Here is a 23,069-nt window from a genome sequence, read left to right as displayed (position 1 = left end):
CCTCAGCGACGCGCGGTGGCTCGGGGGCGGCGCAGCGCCATCACGGCGACGACGAGACCGGTGATGGTGAGCGCCGCGCCGCCGGGCAGCAGCAGCCTGCCGGTCATTCCGCCGCTGGTCCCACCGAAGCCGGTTGCCGGACCGCGACTGGGCTGGTTGGGGATCTTCTTGACCACCTGAAGCATGGTCGAGGCGCTCGCACCGTCACGGCACTCCAGCTTGACCCGGTAGTTGCCGGGGCGGGTCCGCTCACGCACCATCGGCGCGGCGGTGAGCACGCCACGCTGCGGCTGCACGCCGACCGCCCCGAAGGCGTCGGAGACGACCGTGGCGCCCACCGAGTTGTCGCCGCAACCAGCCCGGATGCCGACCAGGTAGCCGGGCTGCACGGTGCTGGGGCTCACCTCGACGAAGATGTCCACCGACGGCGCCGGTTGGGGCGCGCCACCGGGCGGCCCTTCGGGCTGCGGCGCGGGCGCGGCACGAACGGCGACGCCACGCTCGGGCCCGGCGAGGGCGGGCCCGGCGGCCAGCAGGGGGCCGACGAGGACGGTCAGCACGGCCAGGGTCACGGCGCCTCGGGTCACTGTCACGATGCCCCCTCTCGAACGCCGTGCGGCCGGACCGGACAGCTGCGCACCCGACCTGCCGTACCAGTTGGATCCTCTCATTTCCGGTCGCACATCACATCCGATTCGCCGGCGGCGTCGCGTACGCTCGGGTCGCTGTGACCACCACCGACCATGACCCCGCCGTCCCGCCCGTGAGCCGGACGATCCGCACCTTCCACCCCCGCCGGGGTCGGATGAGCGACCGGCAGACCGACGCGCTGGGCCGGCTCTGGCCCGCGTACGGCGTGGATGTGCCGGACGGGCCGGTCGTGCCCGTCGACCTGGCCGACCTGTTCGGCCGCCGGGCGCCGGTGGTGCTGGAGATCGGCTCGGGCATGGGCGACAGCACCGCCACGATGGCCGCCGCCGACCCGGATCGAGATTATCTGGCGGTCGAGGTGCACACGCCGGGAATCGCCAACCTGCTCGACCTGGTGGACCGGGGTGGCCTGCGCAACGTGCGGGTGGCGCAGGGGGACGCGTTGTCGCTGGTCAACGGCTTGCCCGAGGGCTCACTGGATGCCGTGCACGTCTTCTTCCCGGACCCGTGGCCGAAGTCCCGCCACCACAAGCGACGGATCATCCAGCCGACGCACGTGGCGTTGCTGCGGTCCCGGCTGCGGCCCGGCGGCGTGCTGCACTGCGCGACCGACTGGGCCGAGTACGCCGAGGCGATGCGGGAGACCCTGGAGGCGGACCCGGAGTTGGTGGACGCGTACGGCGGCTTCGCGCCGCGTCCGGCGCACCGGCCGGTGACGAAGTTCGAGCGGCGGGCGATCACGGCCGGTCGGCCGGTCGCCGACCTGTTGTACCGCCGCCGGTGACCGGGTCGTACCGCCGCCGGTGACCGGGTCGTACCGCCGCCGGTGACCGAGTTCTACCGCCGCCGGTGACCGGCGAAACGCCCGAACCGGAACGTCGCGGGGCGTTCGGGACGCCCGAGCGGGGGCCCGGCCAAGGCCGGGTTGGCGTAGCGGGGCATGATCCAGGCACCATGGACGGGATATGACGCTCACCGCCGCGCTGCCGACAAGCGCCGACCCCGACACCCTCTTCGACGCGTTCGCCAGCTGGGCGAAGGAGCGCGGCCTCGACCTCTATCCCCATCAGGAAGAGGCGGTCATCGAGATCGTCTCCGGCGCCAACCTGATCATGAACACGCCGACCGGCTCGGGTAAGAGCCTGGTCGCGATCGCCGCGCACTTCGCGGCCCTCGCCGACAGCCGGACGACCTTCTACACCGCGCCGATCAAGGCCCTGGTGTCGGAGAAGTTCTTCGCGCTCTGCGAGGTCTTCGGCGCCGAGAACGTCGGCATGCTCACCGGCGACGCCAGCGTCAACGCCGACGCCCCGATCATCTGCTGCACTGCGGAGATCCTCGCCAACCTGGCGCTGCGCGAGGGCGAGCGGGCCGACGTCGGCCAGGTGATCATGGACGAGTTCCACTTCTACGCCGAGCCCGACCGGGGCTGGGCGTGGCAGGTGCCGATCATCGAGCTGCCGCAGGCCCAGTTCATCCTGATGTCCGCCACCCTGGGGGACACCACCCGCTTCGTCGACGACCTGACCCGACGCACCGGGCGGCCGACCGCCGTCGTGCGCTCGGCGGAACGGCCGGTCCCGCTCATCTTCTCGTACGCGATGACGCCGCTGCACGAGACACTCGAGGAGCTACTCGAGACCAAGCAGGCCCCGGTGTACGTGGTGCACTTCACCCAGGCCGCCGCACTGGAACGCGCCCAGGCGTTGACCAGCGTCAACGTCTGCACCCGCGCCGAAAAGGACATGATCGCCGAGGCGATCGGTGGTTTCCGGTTCACCGCCGGCTTCGGCAAGACCCTCTCCCGGCTGGTCCGGCACGGCATCGGCGTACACCACGCCGGCATGCTGCCCAAGTACCGCCGCCTGGTGGAGACGCTCGCCCAGGCCGGCCTGCTCAAGGTCATCTGCGGCACCGACACCCTCGGCGTCGGCATCAACGTGCCTATCCGCACCGTGCTGTTCACCGGCCTGTCCAAGTACGACGGGGTCCGGACCCGGCTGCTGAAGAACCGGGAGTTCCACCAGATCGCCGGGCGGGCCGGGCGGGCCGGCTACGACACCATCGGCCGGGTCGTGGTGCAGGCTCCCGAGCACGTCATCGACAACGAGAAGGCGCTCGCCAAGGCCGGCGACGACCCGAAGAAGCGGCGCAAGGTGGTCCGCAAGAAGCCGCCGGAGGGCTCGATCGGCTGGGGCCAGCCCACCTTCGACCGGCTGGTCGACGCCGAGCCGGAGCCGCTGACCTCCAGCTTCCAGGTCAGCCACTCGATGCTGCTCAACGTCATCGGCCGGCCCGGGGACGCGTTCACCGCGATGCGGCACCTGCTCACCGACAACCACGAGGAGCCGGCCGCCCAGCGCCGACACATCCGCCGGGCGATCGCCATCTACCGGGCGCTGCGCGCCGGTGGGGTCGTCGAGGAACTGCCCGAGCCGGACGAGACCGGCCGGCGGATCCGGCTCACCGTCGACCTCCAACTCGACTTCGCCCTCAACCAGCCGCTGTCCCCCCTCGCGCTGGCCACCATCGAGCTGCTCGACGCCGAGTCCCCGTCGTACGCCCTCGACGTGTTGAGCGTGATCGAGTCGATCCTCGACGACCCCCGGCAGATCCTCTCCGCGCAGCAGTTCAAGGCGCGCGGCGAGGCGGTCGCCGCGATGAAGGCCGAGGGCATCGAGTACGAGGCGCGCCTCGAACTGCTCGACGAGGTGACCTACCCGAAGCCCCTGGCCGAGCTGCTGGAGGCCGCGTACGAGATGTACCGGCAGGGGCATCCGTGGGTCGCCGACCACCAGCTCTCCCCCAAGGCCGTCGTCCGCGACATGTACGAGCGGGCGATGACCTTCACCGAGTACGTGCAGTTCTACGGGCTGACCCGCTCGGAGGGGCTGGTCCTGCGCTATCTCGCCGACGCGTACAAGACGCTGCGGCAGACCGTGCCCGAGGACGCCAAGACCGAGGAGCTGATCGACCTCATCGAGTGGTTGGGCGAGCTGGTCCGCCAGGTCGACTCCAGCCTCATCGACGAGTGGGAGCGGCTGCGCAACCCGTCCGACGTGGCCGAGGTGGCCCAGGCGCACGCCGCCCTGACGGATCGACCACCGGCGGTGACCCGCAACGCGCGGGCGTTCCGGGTGCTGGTGCGCAACGCGTTGTTCCGCCGCGTCGAGTTGGCCGCGCTGCGCCGCTGGGATCTGCTCGCCGAGTTGGACGCCGAGGACGGCTGGGACTACGACGCCTGGGCCGACGCCCTGGGGCCGTACTTCGAGGCGTACGACTCGATCGGGGTCGGGCCGGACGCCCGCGGGCCGGCGCTGCTCATGATCGAGCAGGGCCGGGAGCGGTGGACCGTACGGCAGATCTTCGACGACCCGGACGGTGACCATGACTGGGGCATCAGCGCCGAGGTCGACCTGGCGGCCTCGGACGAGGTCGGCGCCGCGGTCGTGCGGATCACCGACGTCGGCCAGCTCTGACCTGTCTGCCGGCGCGGTGCCGCCCGACAGCGACCGGCCGTGGACCGAACAGTGTCGGAGCACGCCGGGCGGCGACGTCCTCGATCCAGCCGAACAGCAGCACCGCCCCGGCGGCCAGTAGGCACACCCCGATCAGCCGCAGCCCGATCGAGGCGACCGAGTTGTACGGCAGCACCGGCGCGAGCAGCAGGAACATCCCGAGGCTGGCCGGGATGTGCCACAGGTAGATGGTGACCGCCCGGGCGTTAACCACCCGGAGCGTGCCGCTCAGTGGCACCCGGCCGACGAGTCGGGGCTGGATTCTGAGCAGTACGGCGACGAAGGCCATCGACCACAGCGTGGTGCCGCCCGCGATGTGGTTGAGGTCGGCGGCCCGGCCGGTCACCATGGCGACCGCCACCCACGTGCCGCCCGTGGCGGCGAGAGCGGCGACGAGGCAGCCGTACCACCGCCACGGGACGCGGTGCAGCAGACGATCGTGGTGGGCGAAGCCCATCAACCAGCAGGACAGGTAGGCGGCGACGAAGTAGCCGGCGTGCACTCCGGCGAGGTGCATCCCGATGGGCAGCGCGGTGGCGGCACCGATGCTGGGCCACGGCCACCGGCGGAAGAGCCACAGCAGGGGTGGTGAGAGCAGCACCAGCCACAGGTAGGTGACGATGTACCACAGCCCGATGTGGAACGCCCACGCCCAGGACGGTCCGCCCACCGGGGGCACCCGCAGCGGCAGGACCCACCAGAGCAGTTCGGCCCAACCGGCCGGTAGTGGTCGCCACCCGACCGACAGCACCGCCAGTGCGATCGCGCCGAACGCCCAGAACGGCAGCAGCAGGCGGCGCAGCCGCCGCAGCACGGCCGGCGGGCCGTGCCGGTCCAGTGACGCCGCCATCAGCGAACCGGCGATGCCGAACATCACCCCCATCGCCGGCACCAGCAGGCTCAGCCAGATCCATCCGGTGACGTGGTAGAGCACGACCCGCACCAGCGCGATCGTCCGCAGCAGGTCCAGGTAGCGGTCCCGGCCCACCACGGAGTCGGCGGGCCGGATGATCCGTGCCGCCGCATCTCGCCCGGCATCGGGCGCCCTGGGGGCCCAGGTAATGGCCACAAAGCACAATAACGCCACATTCCGGCAATAAACCCATACTCCGGTACATGGGTCCCGGCAAAAACACCGCACTCCTGGGTGCCCCCAGACCCCCACTTTCGGTGGGCAATGTCAGACCCGTCGATTAGAATGTATGTACTAATCAAGATCCTGACCTGGGAGGACGCCCGTGACCGCGCCCGCCTCCACGCCCCTCACCCCCTACGCCACACTGCTCGGTTTCACCCGCTACGTCGACCGCACCGGCCCCACCAAGGCGACCTTCGTGGGCGGCCTGCGCAAGCAACGCGCAAGCCGATCCGGCTTCAACCCGCACGGCCAGTTCGTCAAGGCGCTCAAGGCCGACATCGCCTTCCACACCGGCGGCACGCACCTGGCCGGGGTGGTCGACGTGGTCAAGCCGCGATGGCGCCCGCTCTACCAGGCGCTCGTTCCCGGCGCCACGACCTGGCTGCACTCCCTCGGCGAGCCGGCCGGCGTCGACCTCGCCCAGACCCGCGACGCCCTGGCCATGCTGGGCGACCTGCCCGTCAAGATCAACCCCCACTTCGGGGTACGCCACGCCGACGGCCGCGCCGAAGCGGTCCGCCTGCACTTCGACGAGGCGCCACCGAGCGAGGAGTCCGTGCTCGCCACGCTGCACCTGATGGCCCGACACATGGACGCGGTGCTGCCGCACGCCGAGCCGGTCCTGGTCGACGTCCGACGCGGCCAGGCCCACCGCATGCCCACCGACGCCAAGCCCGACCAGATCGAACGCTGGCTCTCCGGCGAAGCCGCCGCCTTCCGCGCCATCTGGTCCACCGCCGCCTAACCCCGACCCACCCCACACCCCACCCACCCCACCCACCCCACCCACATCCCACCTAGCCAGCCCCCACCACCCCCGACCCCACCGCCCTTACCCCGCACTCTGTCCGCCCAAGATCCGCGCAACTTCAGGGATGCTGCTGTCTCACGTCGCTGGGAAGCAGCAACAACAGCGAAGTTGCGCGGATCTTGGCGTGCTAGCCCTGACCGGGGTTATCCACAGGGGCTGCAGGCGAATAGGCGCGCCGGTCAAGGTGTCTCATGCCTGTTTCCCCGCGACGGCCGGCGAGACTGCAGGGACGCGTGTTTCGCGGCTCCCACGTCATCGCTCAAGGCCTGCTCACCCGCACGGAGCTACGCAGCGCTGCCTGGCGACCCTTGTTCCGGGACGTCTACGCGGATGCCCAACTGGCGGTCACCCATCGCACTCGATGCTCCGCCGCAGCGCGATGGGTGTTGCCCCCCGGGGTGGTGATCGCTGGTCGCAGCGCAGCGGCGCTCTACGGCGCGGCTTCGGTCGCCAACAACGAGCCCATCGACGTACTGGTGCCCAGCGGCCAGCGGTTCGGGCCGGTGTCGGGACTCGTTGTGCACGCCGGGGAGGTCGCCGCGAACGACATCGCGGTACGTCAGGCATTCCGCTGACCACGCCACCACGTACGTGCTGGGATTTAGCTCAATGGCTGTCGACGGAGGACGCCGTCGCCATTGTGGATCGCCTCGCTGGCCACCGACTGATGGCTATCCCTGAGCTACGTGCAGACGCCCTGGCTCGGGTCGGTAACCGGGGCTGGAAACGAATGATGCGGGTAGCCGAACTGGCCGATGCAGGCGCGGAATCGGCCCCGGAGTCGCGGCTGCGGGTGCGGATCGTGCTCGCCGGGGTGGCACCGCCCGTGACCCAGTTCGTCGTCGAACGCGACGGGAGATTCGTGGCTCGCCTCGATCTTGCGTGGCCACACCTCAGGGTCGCCGTCGAGTACGACGGGCTGTGGCACGACGATCCCGAGCAGTTCCACCGAGACCGACGCCGCCTCAACCGCCTGCTCGGCGCGGACTGGATCGTCCTGCACGTCACCGCGAAGCGGTTCCGCGAGGACTTCGACGGCTTCCTCACCGAGCTCCGTGGAGCCCTCGCCTCCCGCGCCCACTCCCACTGATCCAAACCCATCCGAGATGCCCCAAGATCCGCACAACTTCAGGGATTTTGCTGCCTCACCAGCTAGAAAGGCAGCAGTTTCACCGAACTTGCGCGGATCTTGGTACGGGGCGCGGACGCGGGTGGGCAGGTTAGGCGGCGGGGAGGTACTTGGTCAGGTCATCGAGGATCTTGTTGGCGGCGCCGACGCCGATGCCGGTCATCCAGACCTCGTCGGAGACCGGGTACGCCTTGCCGGCCTTGACGGCGCCGAGGTTCTTCCAGAGGGTCCCGCCGGCGACCTTGGTCTGCTCGGCGGCGGCCTTGTCGCCGTACGCGGTCACGAAAATGACGTCACCGTCGACCTCGTTGATCCGCTCGGGGCTGACGAGGTCGAAGCGCTTGTCCTCCTTGTTGGCGAGCAGCTGCCGCTCGGGGCGGCCCAGCCCGGTGTCGCCGATGACGATGCCGGAGAACGAGTCCGGGCCGTACACCCGGATGTTGCCGGGCAGGAACCGCACGATCGAGACCTTGCGCGCGGCGGCGTCGCCGAGCGTCGCGCCGAAGTCCTTGGCCCGCTTCTCGTACGTGGCGAGCAGATCCTTGGCCTGCTGCTCGCGGCCGAGCGCCTTGCCGTCGAGGAGGAAGTTGTCCTTCCAGGTGATGCCCACCTTGTCGGTGAAGACGGTCGGCGCGATGGCGGCCAGTTCGTCGTAGAACTTCTCCTGGCGGAATTTGCTGCCCAGGATGAGGTCCGGCTTCAGCGCGTTGATCGCCTCCAGGTCGGGTTCGGCGAGCACCCCGACCTCCTTGATGCCGGCGAGCTTGTCCGCGCCGAAGTACGTCGGCCAGCTCTTCGCCTCGCCCGCGGTGGCGGCGCCGACGGGCGTGATGCCCAGCGAGAGAGCCGTGTCGATCTTGTCGGTGTCGAGCACGACGACGCGCTTGGGCTCGGCCGGGACCTTGGTGGTGCCCATGGCGTGGGTGATCTCCCGGGTCTCCCCGGTGGTGGAGCCGGCGACCGGGTCGCTCTCACCGCAGGCGGTGAGTCCGACGCCGAGGGCGGCGGCCGCGGCGAGAGCTGCGACGAGACGACGCATCAGAGTCCTTTCGAGGGGTGCGAGCCGGCGAGCGGGTTGGCCGCCTCACCGGTGGCGGGTCGGGCGTCCGGTACGGACGCCGTCGACGAGTTGGGAGCCTCCGCGTCGCCAGACGCGGGAGCCGGAGCCGGAGCGGCAGCGGCAGCGGCAGCGGCAGCGGCAGCGGCAGCCGGAGCGGGAGCGGCAGCGGCAGCCGGAGTCGGAGCGTTGCCGCCGGTGTAGGCGGGCACCACCAGCGGCGCGCCGGTCACCGGACAGGGCACGACCACGCAGGCCAACCCGAAGACGTCGCGGACCAGGTCGGCGGTGAGGATCTCCCGGGGCGGTCCGGCGGCGACCACGGCCCCGCCGCGCATCGCGACCAGGTGGTCGGCGTAGCGGGCGGCCTGGTTCAGGTCGTGCAGCACGGCGACCACGGTCCGGCCCCGCTCCGAACGCAGCCGGTGCAGGAGATCCAGCACCTCCACCTGGTGGGCCAGGTCGAGGAAGGTGGTCGGCTCGTCCAGCAGCAGGGCGTCGGTGTCCTGGGCGAGGGTCATGGCGATCCACACCCGCTGCCGCTGGCCACCGGAGAGGCTGTCCACCGGCCGGTCGGCCAGGTCAGCGACGTCGGCGAGGGCCATCGCCTGGTCCACCGCCGCGCCGTCCTCCGCCGACCACTGCCGCCACCACCGCTGGTAGGGCTGCCGGCCGCGCCCGACCAGGTCCGCCACCGTGACGCCCTCAGGCACCAGCGGGCTCTGCGGCAGGACGCCGAGGCGGCGGGCGACCTCCCGGGTCGGCAGGTCGCGGATGGCGGTGCCGTCCAGCAGCACCGTGCCTCGGCGGGGGGTGAGCAACCGGGCCATCGTGCGCAGCAGGGTGGACTTGCCGCACGCGTTGGGTCCGACGATCACGGTGAACGCGTCGGTGGGTAGATCCAGGTCGAGGCCGTCGAGCACGGTCCGCTCGTCGTAGCCGGCGACCAGGTCGCGGGTGGAGAGCATCACACGACTCCTTGAGGCGTCACGACGACCGCCGCCGGCCGCGCAGCAGCAGGAAGATCAGGTACGGGCCGCCGATCGCGGCGGTCAGCACCCCGGCGGGTAGTTGGGTGGGCGCGAACAGCCGCCGACCGGCCAGGTCGGCCAGCACCAACAGGAGGGCGCCGAGCAGCGCCGCGCAGACCAGCGGTGGACGTTCGGCGCGGACCAGTCGACGGGCCACCTGCGGGGCGACCAGCGCCACGAAGTCGACGGCGCCGACCTGGGCGGTGACCATCGCGGCAACGAGTACGCCGGTGCCGGCGAGGCCGATCCGGCGGGCCACCGGGCGCAGGCCGACGCCCCGGGCGGTGTCGTCGTCCAGGGCGGTGCTGTTCAACGCCCAGCCGGCCCAGGCCAACACCGGCAGCAGCACCAGCAGCGTGCCGGCGATCCAGGCGGCTTCGGTCCAGCCCTTGCCGGCCAGGGTGCCGATCAGCCAGATCTGCGCGCGCAGCCCGTCGATCGGGTCGGCGCTGAGCATGACCACCTCGGTGAGGGCCCGGAAGCCGAACGCGACAGCCACCCCGGCGAGCACGAACCGCTGCGCGGCCAGCCCGTGCCGGGCGCCGAGGGCGAACAGCAGCACCGCCGCGAGCAACCCGCCGACCAGCGCGGTGGGCGCCACCAGCACCGCGGCCATTCCGCTGGTCAGGGCCACCGTCGCGGCGAGGCCGGCGCCCTGGGTGATGCCGATCACGTCCGGGCTCGCGAGCGGGTTGCGGGCCACGCTCTGGATCAGCGTGCCGGCCACGCCGAAGGCGGCGCCGGCCACGGCCGCCAGCACGACCCGGGGCAACCGAAGATCAAAAACCACGAGGTCGTACGGGGTGCCGGCGCCGGAGAGGGCACGCAACACGTCGGCCGGGGCGACGTAGGGGGTGCCCAGCGAGAGGCTGAGCACGACGGCCAGCAGGAGCAGCACGGTCAGCACGGCGGCCACCAGCACCGCGCGGCGGCGGATCAGCAGGCTGACCGGGCCGACCCGCAACAGCGACCGGTCGGGCAGGGTGGTGGTCACGCGGTCACCACCCGGGCGCGGCGGACCAGCACGGCCAGCAGTGGCGCGCCGATCAGCGCGGTAATGATCCCGGCCGGTATCTCACCGGGTGGGGCGACGAGCCGACCGATGATGTCGGCGGCGAGCAGCAGCGCCGGGCCGAGCAGGGCGGAGACGGCGAGGGTCCAGCGGTGGTCCGCGCCGACCAGGGCGCGCGCCAGGTGCGGTACGGCCAGCCCGACGAACGCGACCGGTCCGGCGGCGGCCACCGCGGCACCGGTCAGCAGCACGGCGGCGAGGCCGCCGCCGAGCCGGACCAGGCCGATCCGGTGGCCGAGGCCCCGGGCCACGTCGTCGCCGAGGGCCAGCGCGTCCAGGCCGCGGGCCACCAGGGCGGCCAGCACCAACCCGGCGAGGACGAAGGGCAGCACCTGCGCGGTGACCGGCAGGTCGCGGCCGGCCAGCCCGCCGACAACCCAGAAGCGGTACTCCTCGAAGGTGCGGGCGTCGATGCTGAGCAGCGCGTACACCCCGGAGGCCAGGCTGGCGTCGAGCGCCGCGCCGACCAGCGCGAGGGTGACCGGGTTGGCGCCCTCGCGGGCCCGGGTGGCGATGGCGAAGACCAGCAGCCCGGCGATCAGGGCCCCGGCGATGCCGAACCAGACGTACCCGGCGAGCGTGCCGACGCCGAAGACGGAGATCGCGAGCACCACCCCGAACGACGCGCCCGCGCTGATGCCGAGGATGCGGGGCTCGGCGAGGGGGTTGCGGGTGAGGGCCTGGAACAGCACCCCCGCCACGGCGAGCGCGAGCCCGACCGCGAGGCCGAGTGCGGTCCGCGGCATCCGCAGCTCACGGACGATGGTGCTGGCGTCGCCGCCGTCGGGGGCGACGAGCGCGTGCCAGACCTGGTCGAGGCCGAGCTGCCGGCTGCCGAGCGCGAGGCTGGCCAGCACGGTGAGCAGCAGCACCAGCGCGGCTCCGACGGTGACGGCCACCCGGCGGCCGGTACGGGTGCCGGACCGGTTGCGGGCCGGGGTCGGCCGGGTGGCGAGGGTGGTCACGAGTCTCCTGCACGTTCACGCTTAGGTTCGCCTAACCTTAGCCGAGCTGCGGAAAGGGGCCTAACCGGCGTCCGTCGATGCCGTCGGGGGTGCCGCGGGTCCGCCGCCGTCCCCGGACGCCGCCGGCCTGCCGCCGTCCCCGGCCGCCGCGCCGCCACGCGGCAGTACGTTCAGCGGTCGCATCATCTCGTTGTCCTCGTGCTCCAGCAGGTGGCAGTGCCAGGCGAACCGGCCCGGCAGGTCGAAGCGCGCCTTGATCCGGGTGACCTCCCACGGGTACGCGAGCACCGTGTCCATCCATCCCCGCTCCCCCGGGTCCGGCTGCGTTCTGCCCGAGTGCCCCCGGCCGAGCAGTTCGAACTGGGCCTGGTGCAGGTGGACGGGGTGCACGTGGCGGGTGAAGTTGCGCAGCTCCCACACCTCGGTATCGCCGAGGGTGGGCTGCTCGGTCACCGGGTCGCTCCAGCGCAACGGCAGCCCGCGACCACGCTCGTCGAGCAGGCCGAGCAGCATGACCATCGACCCGCCGGAGCTCCGCTCGTTGAGCGACAGCCGGCGTACCCGCTGGGCCGCGCCGAGCCGAGGGTGTGACGGCAGCCGCAACTGCTCCGGCGGGACGCTCGGATCCGCGCCGGCCGCGTCGGTGACCACGAACCGCAGCACCTGCCCGGTGGTCCGCGGGTTGGCCGGCGGGAAGTCCACGCCGGGCCGGCCGCCGCCGAACATCCCGTCCGGCCCCTCGTTGACGAGGTACAGCTCGGTGCCGGCCGGAAGGTCGGTGAAGTCGATGATCGCGTCGACCCGCTGGGCGGGGCCGAGCGTCACACGTTCGTGCGGCACCGGCTCCGGTAGGAAGCCGCTGTCACTGCCGATCTGCCAGATCGGCAGCACCGGTCGGGCCGGGCGGGCGGTGGCGTTCGCGGCCACGCTGAGCATGAGGAAGCGGCTGTTGCAGCCGTTGAGCAGCCGGAACCGGTAGCGCCGGGGCCGCACCGTCAGCGAGGGCCAGGTGCGCCCGTTGACCACGATGGTGGAGCCGGAGAACCCGGACACCGCCACCGGCGGGCCGTCGCCCTGTGCCGAGCGCGCGTCGCCGCCGGTGGAGTACCGCTCCGGGTAGCGGAGGTCGCCGTCGGCGGTGAAGCTGCGATCCTGGATCAGCAGTGGAATGTCACGGTATGCGGCGTTCGGCGGATCATCCCGGTCCGGCGCGGGACCGGGCAGCGCTTCGTCCGACAACTCGTCCCCACCGCCGATCAGGTAGAACCCGGCGGGCCCGGCGTAGACGTTCTCCCGGGTGAGCCCGAGCGCGTGGTCGTGGTACCAGAGGGTGCAGGGCCGCTGGTCGTTGGCGTACTCGAAGGTGGCCGAGCCCGGCGCCCAGCGCAGGCCGGACCGCTCGGCGAACCGGGACCGGAACTCGTGGTACGCGCTGCCGGACACGGCGAAGTCGGGCGGCAGGTCGCGGGCCACCGGCAGGTACCACGCCTCGGAGTGTCCGTCGCTCTCCTGCGTGCTGTGCCCGCCGTGCAGGTGCACCACCTGGGGCACCGGCCCGCGATACCCCTGCGGGCTGCCGTCCCACTGCCCATGACGGTCCCGGTTCTCGATGCCACCGGCCGGGTTGGCCCAGTGCAACGTGGGGTCCACCGGCAGCAGGTGCGGCAGGTAGTCGCCCCGGTCGTCGACGAGCTGGTTGACCCAGGTCACCCGGACCGGTCGGCCCACCCGGGCCATGATGGTGGGCGCCGGGTAGCCGAAGCTGCCGGGGTGGGCGGTGGAGCCGTAACCCCACACGGTGGTGCGGGGCCACGACGGCGGCAGGATCTGCTGGCGGAACTGTCGCACCGCGATGACGTACTCGTCCCGGTCCGGCCCGGTGGCCACCGCCGGCATGGCCGGGGGGATCCGCAGCGACGTGACGTACTTCGGGATGTCACCGGCGTTCAGCGGCGCCGCCGCGGCGAGCGCCCGGCCCGATGCCGCCCAGCCCGCCGGGATCAGCACCGCGGCGCCGCCGCTGGCGCCGACGGCGAGCAACCGTCGTCTGGTGACCATGCCGTACCTCCCAATTCGCACCGAACCTCGATACGAGAATGAGATTCGCGGACGATGACAGGGCGGACAGATAGCAGATGACACCCATAAGAGGAAGATTCGCACCATAGGGTGTGAGCATGCGATTCGACCAGCACACGGTCGTCCTCCTGGCGCGACCGTCGGATCCGCCGGAGCTGCCGTTGGAGGCGATCGACCGGTTGCGGGACGCGCACCTGGCCCACCAGGCGGGCCTGGTGGAGCAGGGTCTGGTGCTCGCGGCCGGGCCGTTCCTGCACCCCGACGACGAGCGGTTGCGGGGCTTCGTGGTGGTCTCCATCGCCCCGGACGAGGCACGCGCCCTCTTCGCCAACGACCCGGCCGTACGTGCCGGCTGTCTGGTCGCGCGGGTGACGTCGTGGCTGCTTCCGGAGGGCAACCTGCGGTTCGAGAGCGTGCCGGTGCCCCAGTCGATGCTGGAGGCGGCCTCCGGGGACTGACCCCGGCCCGGTCAGCCGACCGAACCGCTCCCGGCCGTGGGCAACTCCCCGAGCGGGACCACCCGCGGGTCGTCCAGCGGGCCGACGATCACCCGCAACGCCGGGAAGTAGTCCCGCAGCACCTGCCGGCACCGGTCACACGGCGCGACGACCTCACGGCCCCGGTCGGCCACCGTGACGATCGTCTCCAGCGCGGTGACGCCCTGGGTCGCCGCCGTCGCGATCACCACCAGCTCCGCGCAGGCCCCCGCGGTGCCGTGCTCGACGTTCACGCCCGAGAAGACCCGCCCGTCGGCGGTCCGGGCCGCCGACGCGACCGTGTGGTGCTGGCTGCGGCACCGCAGCTTGGCGACCGCCGTGGCGGCCTGCACCAACGCGCGGTCGGTGTCGCGCATCTCCATCCCGGCTCCCCAGCGCTCGACGTCGGCCGCCACTCTAGGTGCCGGGTGGCCGGCGAGGGACCGGAGGTCCCCGGTGACCGGCGAAGAGCCGGCTGGGCGGTAACCCAGGGGCGCTAAGCCGCCGGGCTGCCTATCCTTGGGCACGACATGCAGAATCCAACCGCCTCCGTCGCGACCGACCCGGTTCGCGAGCTGCACCGCCGCCTCACCCCACTGATGTTCCGTGACCAGCGCCGGCTCCAGCGGCGGCTGGACGGTGCCCGCAAGCTGCGCGACCCGCAGCGCCGGGAGGCGGCGCTGACCGAGATCACCGCCGACCTGGTTCGGGCCGAGCAGCGGCTCGCCGCCCGCCAGGCGGCGGTGCCCGTGATCACGTACCCGGCGGGGTTGCCGGTCAGTGAGCGCAAGGACGACATCGCCGCCGCCATCCGCGATCACCAGGTGGTGATCGTGGCGGGCGAGACCGGCTCCGGCAAGACCACCCAGATCCCCAAGATCTGTCTGGAGTTGGGGCGCGGGGTGCACGGCCTGATCGGGCACACCCAGCCCCGGCGGTTGGCCGCCCGGACGGTGGCCGACCGGATCGCCGACGAGCTGGGCACCGAGTTGGGCGACGTGGTCGGCTACAAGGTGCGCTTCACCGACCAGGTCAGCGAGCGCAGCCTGGTGAAGCTGATGACCGACGGCATCCTGCTGGCCGAGTTGCAGACCGACCGGATGCTGCGCCAGTACGACACGCTGATCATCGACGAGGCGCACGAGCGCAGCCTGAACATCGACTTCATCCTCGGGTACCTGCGGGAGCTGCTGCCCCGACGACCCGACCTCAAGGTGATCATCACCTCGGCGACCATCGAGACGGACCGGTTCGCCCGACACTTCGCCGGGCCGCCGGCCGCCGACGAGCCCGACGGCGTGCCCGCGCCGGTGGTCGAGGTGTCGGGGCGCACCTACCCGGTGGAGGTGCGCTACCGGCCCCTCGTCGAGTTGGCCGAGGGCGAGGAGGACGGCGACGCGGACGAGGAGAACGTCCGCGACCAGATCCAGGCGATCGGTGACGCCGTCGAGGAGTTGGCCGCCGAGGGCCCGGGCGACATCCTGGTGTTCCTCAGCGGCGAGCGGGAGATCCGGGACACCGCCGACGCGCTGGGCAAGCTGGTGCAGTCCAAGCGCTCCCTGCTCGGCACCGAGATCCTGCCCCTGTACGCGCGGCTCTCCACCGCCGAGCAGCACCGGGTCTTCGCCGCGCACTCCTCGCGCCGGGTGGTGCTCGCCACCAACGTCGCGGAGACCTCGCTGACCGTGCCCGGGATCAAGTACGTGGTGGACCCGGGCACCGCCCGCATCTCCCGCTACTCCAGCCGGCTCAAGGTGCAGCGGCTGCCGATCGAGCCGATCTCCCAGGCGTCGGCCAACCAGCGCAAGGGCCGCTGCGGGCGTACCTCCGACGGCATCTGCATCCGCCTCTACGACGAGCAGGACTTCCTGTCCCGCCCCGAGTTCACCGACCCGGAGATCCTGCGGACCAACCTGGCGTCGGTCATCCTCCAGATGACGGCGATCGGGCTCGGCGACCTCGCCGCGTTCCCGTTCATCGACCCACCGGACAAGCGCAACATCACCGACGGCGTCAACCTGCTGCACGAGCTGGGCGCGTTGGACCCGACCGAGGCCGACCCGGCGAAGCGACTCACCGCGCTGGGCCGGCGGCTGGCCCAACTGCCGGTCGACCCGCGGCTGGCCCGGATGGTGGTCGAGGGCGAACGCAACGGCTGCGCCACCGAGGTGTTGGTGATCGCCGCCGCGCTGTCCATCCAGGACCCGCGCGAGCGGCCGGCGGAGAAGCAGGCCCAGGCGGACCAGGCGCACGCCCGGTTCACCGACAAGGAGTCGGACTTCGTCGCCTTCCTCAACCTGTGGCGCTACCTGCGCGAGCAGCAACGGGAGCTGTCCTCCAGCGCGTTCCGCCGGATGTGCAAGGCGGAGTACCTGAACTACCTGCGGGTACGCGAGTGGCAGGACATCGTCGGTCAGCTGCGGCAGGTACTGCGTACTCCGCAGGAGGGTGACCGGCGGGGTGGGCGGCCGGCGCGCGACACAGCGGACGACGCGGACGCCGGCCGGGGTCGCCGGGGCGGCGCGGACCTGCCGGAGGAGATCGACACCCCGAAGGTGCACCAGTCGCTGCTGCCCGGCCTGCTGTCCCACATCGGCCTCAAGGACGCCCAGAAACACGAGTACCTGGGGGCGCGGGGCGCGAAGTTCGGGATCTTCCCCGGGTCGGCGTTGTTCAAGAAGCCGCCGCGCTGGGTGATGGCCGCCGAGTTGGTGGAGACCTCCCGGCTGTGGGGGCGGATCGCCGGCCGGGTCGAACCGGAGTGGGTCGAGCCGCTGGCGCAGCACCTGGTCAAGCGCAGCTACAGCGAACCGCACTGGGAGAAGAAGCAGGCCGCGGTGATGGCCTACGAGAAGGTCACCCTGTACGGCGTCCCGCTGGTCAGCTCCCGCAAGGTCAACTTCGGGCGGATCGACCCGACGCTGAGCCGGGAGCTGTTCATCCGGCACGCCCTCGTCGAGGGCGACTGGCAGACCCACCACCAGTTCTGGGCGGACAACAAGCGGCTGCTCGCCGAGATCGAGGAGCTGGAGAGCCGGGCCCGACGCCGGGACATCCTGGTGGACGACGAGACCATCTTCGGCTTCTACGACCAGCGGATCCCCGCCGACGTCTCGTCCGGCCGGCACTTCGACAGCTGGTGGAAGAAGACCCGCCGCGAGCAGCCCGACCTGCTCACCTTCACCCGCGACCTGCTGGTCAACGACGGCCGACCGGGGGTGGACGAGGACGACTACCCGGACGAGTGGCAGGCGGACGGGGTGAGCCTCCCGCTGACCTACCGGTTCGAGCCGGGCACGCCGGACGACGGCGTCACGGTGGACATCCCGTTGCCGCTGCTCAACCAGGTGCCGGCGGAGAGCTTCGACTGGCAGGTGCCGGGGCTGCGCGAGGAGACGGTGATCGCGCTGATCCGCTCGCTGCCGAAGGCGATCCGGCGCAACTTCGTTCCGGTGCCGGACTACGCCCGCGCCGCCCTGGCGGCGATCACCCCCGGCGAGGAGTCGCTGCTGGACGCGCTCACCCGGCAGCTGCGCCGGATGACCGGGGTGACCGTGCCCCGTGACGCCTGGGAGCCGGGCAAGCTGCCGGCGCACCTGCGGGTGACCTTCCGGGTGCTCGGCGACGACGAGAAGCCGGTCGCCGAGGGCAAGGACCTGCCGGCCCTGCAACGCCAACTGCGTCAGGAGGTACGCCAGGTGGTGGCGGCCGCCGCGCCGGAGGTGGCCCGTACCGGGCTGCGCGAGTGGAGCATCGGCACGCTGCCCCGGACCATCGAGCAGGTCCGCGCCGGCTACGCGGTGACCGCGTACCCGGCGCTGGTCGACGAGGGCGCCACGGTCGGGGTCAAGGTGTTCGACTCCCCCGCCGAGGCGGAGGCGGCGCACTGGGCCGGCACGCGCCGGCTGCTGCGGCTCACCGTGCCGTCCCCGGCGCGGTTCCTTCAGGGCAGACTGAGCAACGAGGCGAAGCTGGCGCTGAGCCGCAACCCGCACGGCGGCGTCCAGGAGCTGATCGAGGACGCGGCGGGCGCCGCCATCGACCGGCTGATCGGTGCGGCGGGCGGTCCGGCGTGGGACGCCGACGGTTTCGCGGCCCTGCGCGAGAAGGTCCGCGCCGACCTGGTCGACACCGTCGTCGAGGTGATGGACCGGGTCCGCCGGGTCCTCGCCGCCGCGTACGCCGTGGAGCAGCGGCTCGGCGCGACCCGCAACCTCGCCGTGGTGGCGGCGCTCGCCGACATCCGCGGCCAGCTCGCCGGGTTGGTGCACGCCGGTTTCATCACCGAGACCGGGTACGCGCGCCTGCCCGACCTGCTGCGCTATCTCACCGCCATCGAGCGCCGACTGGACCGGCTGGGCGGCAACCCGCAGCGCGACCGTCAGCAGCAGGACCGGATCGCGGTGGTGCAGAAGGAGTACAACGACCTGCTCGCCGCGCTGCCGCCGGCCCGCCGGCAGGAGACGGCCGTCCGGCAGATCCGCTGGATGATCGAGGAGCTGCGGGTGAACGTGTTCGCCCAGGCGCTGGGCACCCCGTACCCCGTCTCGGAGCAACGGATCTACCGCGCGATGGACGACGCCGAGGGCCGCTGAGCCGGCGGGCGGGCCGCTGCCGGGCTCCGCACGGCGGCGGCCCCGGGCGGGTCAGGTCAGCGGCTCGACGCCGGGGGGCAGTTCGCCGAGGTTGATCGCCGACTGGATGTAGTCGAGCAGGATGCGCCGAAGCTCCCGGCCCGCGTGGGTGGGTACGACGTCGCGCCTGCGGGCCACCGCGATGGTCCGTCGCACCCCGGGCGGGGCGAGCGGGGTGATCCGTACGCCCGGACGGCGGGCCAGCACGATGCCCGGCACGAGCGCGATGCCGAGGCCCGCCTCGACGAAGCTGAGCACCGCGTCCATCTCGCCGCCGTCCACCGCGAAGGTCGGCTCGAAGCCCGCCTCCCGACACGCCTGGATGGTGGCGTCACGCAGGTCGTAGCCCTCCCGGAACATCACCATCGGCTGGTCCCGCAGGTCGGTGATGCGCAACTCCCCGGTCGTCGACGCGGTCGTCACCTCGCCCACCGAGGCCACCACCAGGCTCTCCCGCAGGATCGGATCGACGCGCAGCCCCGGGTCGGCCCCCTGCGCCGGCATGATGATGAGGGCCAGGTCGAGGTCGCCACGGAGCAGGTCGCGTACCAGGTCCTGGGAGCCGCCCTCCTCGACGCGCAGGTCGACGGTGGGGTGCGCGTCGCGGAAGCGGCGCAGCACCGGCGGGGCGAGCGAGGTGGCCAGACTCGGGGTGGCCCCGAGCCGGACCCGGCCCCGGCGCAACCCGACCAACTCCTGGACCTCCCGGGTGGCGGTCTCCACGTCGGCGAGGATCCGGGTGGCCAGCGGCAGTAGCACCTCGCCGGCCGCGGTGAGGGCGATGTTGCCTCTTACCCGCTCGAACAGCGGTGCTCCGAGGTCGGCCTCCAGAGCGTGAATTTGCTTACTGAGAGAAGGCTGAGTGATGCCCACGATGTCGGCGGCTTGGGTGAAATGTCGTACTTCGGCCACCGCGACGAAGTACCGGAGCTGATGGAGCTGCATTTAAATAGCTTACGGCTATCAACACTGCGAGTTTGATGCATTGGACGACTGATCGAAGTGCTCCTAGCGTCGGTCTCGTGGTAATCACGAAAACTCGGTCGCCCATCCGCTCGAACGTCGGCCTCAAGGCCGTCATGGCGGTGACGGGCATCCTGCTGGCGCTGTTCCTGATCGCCCACATGCTCGGGAACCTGAAGGTGTTCACGGGGGAGACCTCGTTCGACCACTACGCGCACTGGTTGCGCGACATCGGCAAGCCACTGCTGCCCGGCGTCTGGTTCCTGTGGATCCTGCGCACCGTGCTGGTGGTGGCGGTCGTCGCCCACATCGTGGCCGCCACCGTGCTGGCCCGCCGGGCCCGCGCCGCCCGCCCGGTCAAGTACGCCCACCGCAAGAAGATCAACGGCAGCTACGCGGCCCGCACGATGCGCTGGGGTGGCGTGATCATCCTGCTCTTCGTGATCTACCACCTGCTGGACCTGACCACCGGGACGCTGAACCCGGTCGGCAACGAGAGCAAGCCGTACGGCAACGTCGTCGCCGACTTCGCGCCGGAACGCTGGTACGTCACGCTCTTCTACACGCTCGCCATCCTCGCGGTGGGCTTCCACCTACGCCACGGCGCGTTCAGCGCGTTCCGCAGCCTCGGCCAGCAGACGCCGCGCGGCGAACGCAGGGCGCGTACCGCCGCTCTGGTCTTCGCCGTCCTGCTCTGCGCCGGGTACCTGGTGGTCCCGTTCGCCGTACTCACCGGATTGGTGTCCTGACATGGAACTCTTCACCGAGGGCGACCCGATCGCCGACACCAAGGCTCCCGCCGGCCCGGTCGACAAGCGTTGGGAGACCCGGCGCTTCGAGGCCAAGCTGGTCAACCCCGCCAACCGCCGCAAGATGACGGTGATCGTGGTCGGCACCGGCCTGGCCGGCGGCTCGGCCGCGGCGACCCTGGCCGAGCAGGGCTACCACGTCAAGTCGTACTGCTACCAGGACAGCCCGCGCCGGGCGCACTCCATCGCGGCACAGGGCGGCATCAACGCGGCGAAGAACTACCGCAACGACGGCGACTCCGTGCACCGGCTGTTCTACGACACCGTCAAGGGCGGCGACTTCCGCTCCCGGGAGTCGAACGTGCACCGGCTCGCCGAGGTCTCGGTCAACATCATCGACCAGTGCGTCGCCCAGGGGGTGCCGTTCGCCCGCGAGTACGGCGGCCTGCTCGACACCCGCTCCTTCGGTGGCGCCCAGGTGCAGCGCACCTTCTACGCCCGGGGCCAGACGGGCCAGCAACTGCTGCTCGGCGCGTACCAGGCCCTGGAGCGGCAGATCGGCCTGGGCAACGTGGAGATGAACGCCCGGCACGAGATGCTGGAGCTGGTCCTCGTGGACGGCAAGGCCCGGGGCATCGTCGTCCGGGACCTGGTCACCGGCGAGATCAGCACCGAAATGGCCGACGCCGTGGTCCTCGCCTCCGGCGGCTACGGCAACGTCTTCTACCTCTCCACCAACGCCAAGGGCTGCAACGTCACCGCCACCTGGCGCGCGCACCGCAAGGGCGCGTACTTCGCCAACCCCTGCTACACGCAGATCCACCCGACCTGCATCCCGGTCTCCGGCGACCACCAGTCGAAGCTGACCCTGATGAGCGAGTCGCTGCGCAACGACGGCCGGGTTTGGGTGCCGAAGACCAAGGGTGACGACCGCAGCCCGAAGGACATCCCGGAGGACGAGCGGGACTACTACCTGGAGCGGATCTACCCCTCCTTCGGCAACCTGGTCCCCCGCGACATCGCCTCCCGCGCCGCGAAGAACGTGTGCGACGAGGGTCGGGGCGTCGGGCCGACCAAGCTCGGGGTCTACCTCGACTTCGCCGACGCGATCGGCCGGCTGGGCCGCAAGGCCATCGAGGGCAAGTACGGCAACCTCTTCGAGATGTACGAGCGGATCACCGGCGAGGACCCGTACGAGGTGCCGATGCGCATCTACCCCGCCGTGCACTACACGATGGGCGGCCTCTGGGTCGACTACGACCTCCAGTCGAACATCCCCGGCCTGTTCGTGATCGGCGAGGCGAACTTCTCCGACCACGGCGCGAACCGGCTCGGCGCCTCGGCGCTGATGCAGGGCCTCGCCGACGGGTACTTCGTGCTGCCCACCACCATCGCCAACTACCTGGCCTCCGGCGGGTTGGAAAAGGTCGACGCCAGCCACCCGGCGGCGGTCGAGGCCCGCACCGACGTCGAGGACCGCGTGCGGCGGCTGCTCGCGGTCAACGGCGACCGGACGGTGGACTCGTTCCACCGGGAGCTGGGCCAGATCATGTGGGAACACTGCGGCATGGAGCGCAGCGAGGCCGGGCTGCGCAAGGCGATCGGCGAGATCCGCGCCCTGCGCGAGCAGTTCTGGCAGCGGGTCAAGGTGTCCGGCACCGGCGAGGAACTCAACCAGTCCCTGGAGAAGGCCGGCCGGGTGGCCGACTTCTTCGAACTGGCCGAGCTGATGTGCATCGACGCCCTGCACCGCGAGGAGTCCTGCGGCGGCCACTTCCGGGCCGAGCACCAGACCCCCGACGGTGAGGCGCAGCGCGACGACGACCGGTTCGCGTACGTGGCGGCCTGGGAGTTCACCGCCGACGGCGAGCCCTCGGTGCTGCACAAGGAAGACCTCAAGTTCGAATACGTCCACCCCACGCAGCGGAGCTACAAGTGAACCTGACCCTGCGCATCTGGCGCCAGAAGGGCCCTGAGGACAAGGGTCGGATGGTGACCTACCCGGTCGACGACGTGTCCCCGGACATGTCGTTCCTGGAGATGCTCGACGTACTCAACGAGCGGCTGATCCTCGCCGGCGAGGACCCGGTGGCGTTCGACCACGACTGCCGCGAGGGCATCTGCGGCATGTGCGGCCTGATGATCAACGGCGACGCGCACGGGCCGCAGCGCGGCACCACCGCGTGCCAGTTGCACATGCGGCAGTTCAAGGACGGCGAGACGATCGACATCGAGCCGTGGCGGGCCAGCGCCTTCCCGGTCGTGAAGGACCTGGTCGTCAACCGCGGCGCCTTCGACAAGATCATCGCGGCTGGCGGGTACGTCACCGCGCCGACCGGCAGCGCACCCGAGGCCCACTCCACCCCGGTGGCCAAGGCCAACGCCGACGCCGCCTTCGAGTCCGCGGCCTGTATCGGCTGCGGTGCCTGCGTGGCGGCCTGCCCGAACGGCTCCGGCATGCTCTTCACCGCCGCCAAGCTCACCCAGCTGTCACTCCTGCCGCAGGGGCAGCCCGAGCGCTACACCCGGGTGATCGGCATGGTCGACGCGCACGACGAGGCCGGCTTCGGCGGCTGCACCAACGCCGGCGAATGCACCCCGGCCTGCCCGAAGGGCATCCCGCTGAACACCATCGGCCGCCTCAACCGCGACTACCTCGCGGCCACCACGAAGGGCGCCAACAACACCCCCGGTTCCTGAGGGACACTCGACTGTTGGTGCGGGCGTGGGACGTGGTGAACGGATGCTACGACGGACGTCGACCGTCGGCGATCGTCGCCCTGTCGGACAGCGCAT

Annotated in this window: 19 protein-coding genes; 10 read left to right on the top strand and 9 right to left on the bottom strand. The window is 71.5% G+C overall.

Going from position 1 to position 23,069, the window contains the following annotated elements; genetic code table 11:
• Positions 1 to 2 precede the first annotated feature (2 nt).
• Positions 3 to 596, bottom strand: coding sequence for a hypothetical protein (locus AB0J33_RS20495; RefSeq protein ID WP_363615836.1), 594 nt, complete (start codon positions 594 to 596; stop codon positions 3 to 5).
• Between the two features lie 209 nt (positions 597 to 805).
• Between AB0J33_RS20495 and trmB the strand changes: the two genes are divergently transcribed.
• Positions 806 to 1,435 (top strand): tRNA (guanosine(46)-N7)-methyltransferase TrmB, encoded by a 630-nt coding sequence (trmB, locus tag AB0J33_RS20490; protein ID WP_363615835.1) that lies wholly within the window; start codon positions 806 to 808, stop codon positions 1,433 to 1,435.
• 181 nt (positions 1,436 to 1,616) lie between these two features.
• Complete coding sequence (locus AB0J33_RS20485; RefSeq protein ID WP_363615598.1) at positions 1,617 to 4,130, top strand: DUF3516 domain-containing protein; 2,514 nt, start codon at positions 1,617 to 1,619, stop codon at positions 4,128 to 4,130.
• On the opposite strand, the gene AB0J33_RS20480 is transcribed toward AB0J33_RS20485, so the two are convergent.
• Positions 4,108 to 5,238: an acyltransferase gene (locus tag AB0J33_RS20480; RefSeq protein WP_363615597.1), complete on the bottom strand. Its 1,131-nt coding sequence runs from the start codon at positions 5,236 to 5,238 to the stop codon at positions 4,108 to 4,110. The two genes, AB0J33_RS20485 and AB0J33_RS20480, sit on opposite strands and share 23 nt — an antisense overlap.
• 169 nt (positions 5,239 to 5,407) lie before the next feature.
• Here AB0J33_RS20480 and AB0J33_RS20475 point away from each other — a divergent pair, with 169 nt between their 5' ends.
• The 3 genes from AB0J33_RS20475 (at position 5,408) to AB0J33_RS20465 (ending at position 7,208) form a co-directional block, all read left to right on the top strand.
• On the top strand, positions 5,408 to 6,052 hold the full coding sequence (locus AB0J33_RS20475; protein WP_363615596.1) for a hypothetical protein: 645 nt from the start codon (positions 5,408 to 5,410) through the stop codon (positions 6,050 to 6,052).
• Between the two features lie 464 nt (positions 6,053 to 6,516).
• A complete protein-coding gene (locus AB0J33_RS20470) occupies positions 6,517 to 6,693 on the top strand; it encodes a hypothetical protein (protein WP_363615595.1) in 177 nt (58 codons plus the stop codon).
• A 158-nt stretch (positions 6,694 to 6,851) separates the two neighbouring features.
• The gene (locus AB0J33_RS20465) at positions 6,852 to 7,208 is read left to right on the top strand and encodes a hypothetical protein (RefSeq protein ID WP_363615594.1); all 357 of its coding nucleotides are present in this window, start codon (positions 6,852 to 6,854) and stop codon (positions 7,206 to 7,208) included.
• Positions 7,209 to 7,338: 130 nt separating this feature from the next.
• Here AB0J33_RS20465 and AB0J33_RS20460 read toward each other — a convergent pair whose 3' ends face one another.
• The 5 genes from AB0J33_RS20460 to AB0J33_RS20440 are packed head-to-tail and all read right to left on the bottom strand — an operon-like array spanning position 7,339 to position 13,430.
• Entirely contained in the window at positions 7,339 to 8,286 is a 948-nt protein-coding gene (locus AB0J33_RS20460) for an iron-siderophore ABC transporter substrate-binding protein (protein ID WP_363615593.1), read from the bottom strand.
• Positions 8,286 to 9,272: an ABC transporter ATP-binding protein gene (locus AB0J33_RS20455; protein WP_363615592.1), complete on the bottom strand. Its 987-nt coding sequence runs from the start codon at positions 9,270 to 9,272 to the stop codon at positions 8,286 to 8,288. The genes AB0J33_RS20460 and AB0J33_RS20455 overlap by 1 nt, the downstream gene beginning before the upstream one ends.
• 19 nt (positions 9,273 to 9,291) lie before the next feature.
• Positions 9,292 to 10,329, bottom strand: a complete 1,038-nt coding sequence (locus AB0J33_RS20450; protein ID WP_363615591.1) for an iron ABC transporter permease — start codon at positions 10,327 to 10,329, stop codon at positions 9,292 to 9,294.
• A complete protein-coding gene (locus AB0J33_RS20445) occupies positions 10,326 to 11,372 on the bottom strand; it encodes an iron ABC transporter permease (protein ID WP_363615590.1) in 1,047 nt (348 codons plus the stop codon). Before AB0J33_RS20445 ends, AB0J33_RS20450 begins: the two co-directional genes overlap by 4 nt.
• 60 nt (positions 11,373 to 11,432) lie before the next feature.
• The gene (locus AB0J33_RS20440) at positions 11,433 to 13,430 is read right to left on the bottom strand and encodes a multicopper oxidase domain-containing protein (RefSeq protein WP_363615589.1); all 1,998 of its coding nucleotides are present in this window, start codon (positions 13,428 to 13,430) and stop codon (positions 11,433 to 11,435) included.
• Positions 13,431 to 13,549: 119 nt separating this feature from the next.
• Here AB0J33_RS20440 and AB0J33_RS20435 point away from each other — a divergent pair, with 119 nt between their 5' ends.
• Positions 13,550 to 13,909, top strand: coding sequence for a YciI family protein (locus tag AB0J33_RS20435; protein WP_363615588.1), 360 nt, complete (start codon positions 13,550 to 13,552; stop codon positions 13,907 to 13,909).
• 11 nt (positions 13,910 to 13,920) lie between these two features.
• Here the strand turns inward: AB0J33_RS20435 and AB0J33_RS20430 are convergent, their stop codons facing one another.
• Positions 13,921 to 14,310: a cytidine deaminase gene (locus AB0J33_RS20430; RefSeq protein ID WP_363615587.1), complete on the bottom strand. Its 390-nt coding sequence runs from the start codon at positions 14,308 to 14,310 to the stop codon at positions 13,921 to 13,923.
• 147 nt (positions 14,311 to 14,457) lie between these two features.
• On the opposite strand from AB0J33_RS20430, the gene hrpA reads away from it, so the two are divergent.
• Complete coding sequence (hrpA, locus tag AB0J33_RS20425) at positions 14,458 to 18,522, top strand: ATP-dependent RNA helicase HrpA (RefSeq protein ID WP_363615586.1); 4,065 nt, start codon at positions 14,458 to 14,460, stop codon at positions 18,520 to 18,522.
• Between the two features lie 51 nt (positions 18,523 to 18,573).
• Here hrpA and AB0J33_RS20420 read toward each other — a convergent pair whose 3' ends face one another.
• On the bottom strand, positions 18,574 to 19,506 hold the full coding sequence (locus AB0J33_RS20420; RefSeq protein WP_363615585.1) for a LysR family transcriptional regulator: 933 nt from the start codon (positions 19,504 to 19,506) through the stop codon (positions 18,574 to 18,576).
• A gap of 35 nt (positions 19,507 to 19,541) precedes the next feature.
• Here AB0J33_RS20420 and AB0J33_RS20415 point away from each other — a divergent pair, with 35 nt between their 5' ends.
• Genes AB0J33_RS20415 through AB0J33_RS20405 form a run of 3 tightly spaced genes read left to right on the top strand, consistent with a single transcriptional unit; the run spans position 19,542 to position 22,973 of the window.
• The gene (locus AB0J33_RS20415; RefSeq protein WP_363615584.1) at positions 19,542 to 20,273 is read left to right on the top strand and encodes a succinate dehydrogenase cytochrome b subunit; all 732 of its coding nucleotides are present in this window, start codon (positions 19,542 to 19,544) and stop codon (positions 20,271 to 20,273) included.
• Position 20,274: 1 nt separating this feature from the next.
• Positions 20,275 to 22,212 (top strand): fumarate reductase/succinate dehydrogenase flavoprotein subunit, encoded by a 1,938-nt coding sequence (locus AB0J33_RS20410; RefSeq protein WP_363615583.1) that lies wholly within the window; start codon positions 20,275 to 20,277, stop codon positions 22,210 to 22,212.
• Positions 22,209 to 22,973, top strand: a complete 765-nt coding sequence (locus tag AB0J33_RS20405; protein WP_363615582.1) for a succinate dehydrogenase/fumarate reductase iron-sulfur subunit — start codon at positions 22,209 to 22,211, stop codon at positions 22,971 to 22,973. Before AB0J33_RS20410 ends, AB0J33_RS20405 begins: the two co-directional genes overlap by 4 nt.
• Positions 22,974 to 23,069 lie beyond the last annotated feature (96 nt).

Source organism: Micromonospora sp. NPDC049645 (genome assembly GCF_040675155.1).
Taxonomy (GTDB): domain Bacteria; phylum Actinomycetota; class Actinomycetes; order Mycobacteriales; family Micromonosporaceae; genus Micromonospora.
This window is presented reverse-complemented; position numbering and strand designations above follow the sequence as displayed.

What these genes read in the sequence shown, in the direction of transcription:
- trmB (WP_363615835.1), top strand. Translation starts at nt 806, where the DNA reads ATGAGCGACCGGCAGACCGACGCGCTGGGCCGGCTCTGGCCCGCGTAC.
- AB0J33_RS20485 (WP_363615598.1), top strand. Translation starts at nt 1,617, where the DNA reads ATGACGCTCACCGCCGCGCTGCCGACAAGCGCCGACCCCGACACCCTC.
- AB0J33_RS20465 (WP_363615594.1), top strand. Translation starts at nt 6,852, where the DNA reads ATGCGGGTAGCCGAACTGGCCGATGCAGGCGCGGAATCGGCCCCGGAG.
- AB0J33_RS20460 (WP_363615593.1), bottom strand. Translation starts at nt 8,286, where the DNA reads ATGCGTCGTCTCGTCGCAGCTCTCGCCGCGGCCGCCGCCCTCGGCGTC.
- AB0J33_RS20455 (WP_363615592.1), bottom strand. Translation starts at nt 9,272, where the DNA reads ATGCTCTCCACCCGCGACCTGGTCGCCGGCTACGACGAGCGGACCGTG.
- AB0J33_RS20440 (WP_363615589.1), bottom strand. Translation starts at nt 13,430, where the DNA reads ATGGTCACCAGACGACGGTTGCTCGCCGTCGGCGCCAGCGGCGGCGCC.
- AB0J33_RS20435 (WP_363615588.1), top strand. Translation starts at nt 13,550, where the DNA reads ATGCGATTCGACCAGCACACGGTCGTCCTCCTGGCGCGACCGTCGGAT.
- AB0J33_RS20430 (WP_363615587.1), bottom strand. Translation starts at nt 14,310, where the DNA reads ATGGAGATGCGCGACACCGACCGCGCGTTGGTGCAGGCCGCCACGGCG.
- hrpA (WP_363615586.1), top strand. Translation starts at nt 14,458, where the DNA reads ATGCAGAATCCAACCGCCTCCGTCGCGACCGACCCGGTTCGCGAGCTG.
- AB0J33_RS20420 (WP_363615585.1), bottom strand. Translation starts at nt 19,506, where the DNA reads ATGCAGCTCCATCAGCTCCGGTACTTCGTCGCGGTGGCCGAAGTACGA.
- AB0J33_RS20415 (WP_363615584.1), top strand. Translation starts at nt 19,542, where the DNA reads ATGCATTGGACGACTGATCGAAGTGCTCCTAGCGTCGGTCTCGTGGTA.
- AB0J33_RS20410 (WP_363615583.1), top strand. Translation starts at nt 20,275, where the DNA reads ATGGAACTCTTCACCGAGGGCGACCCGATCGCCGACACCAAGGCTCCC.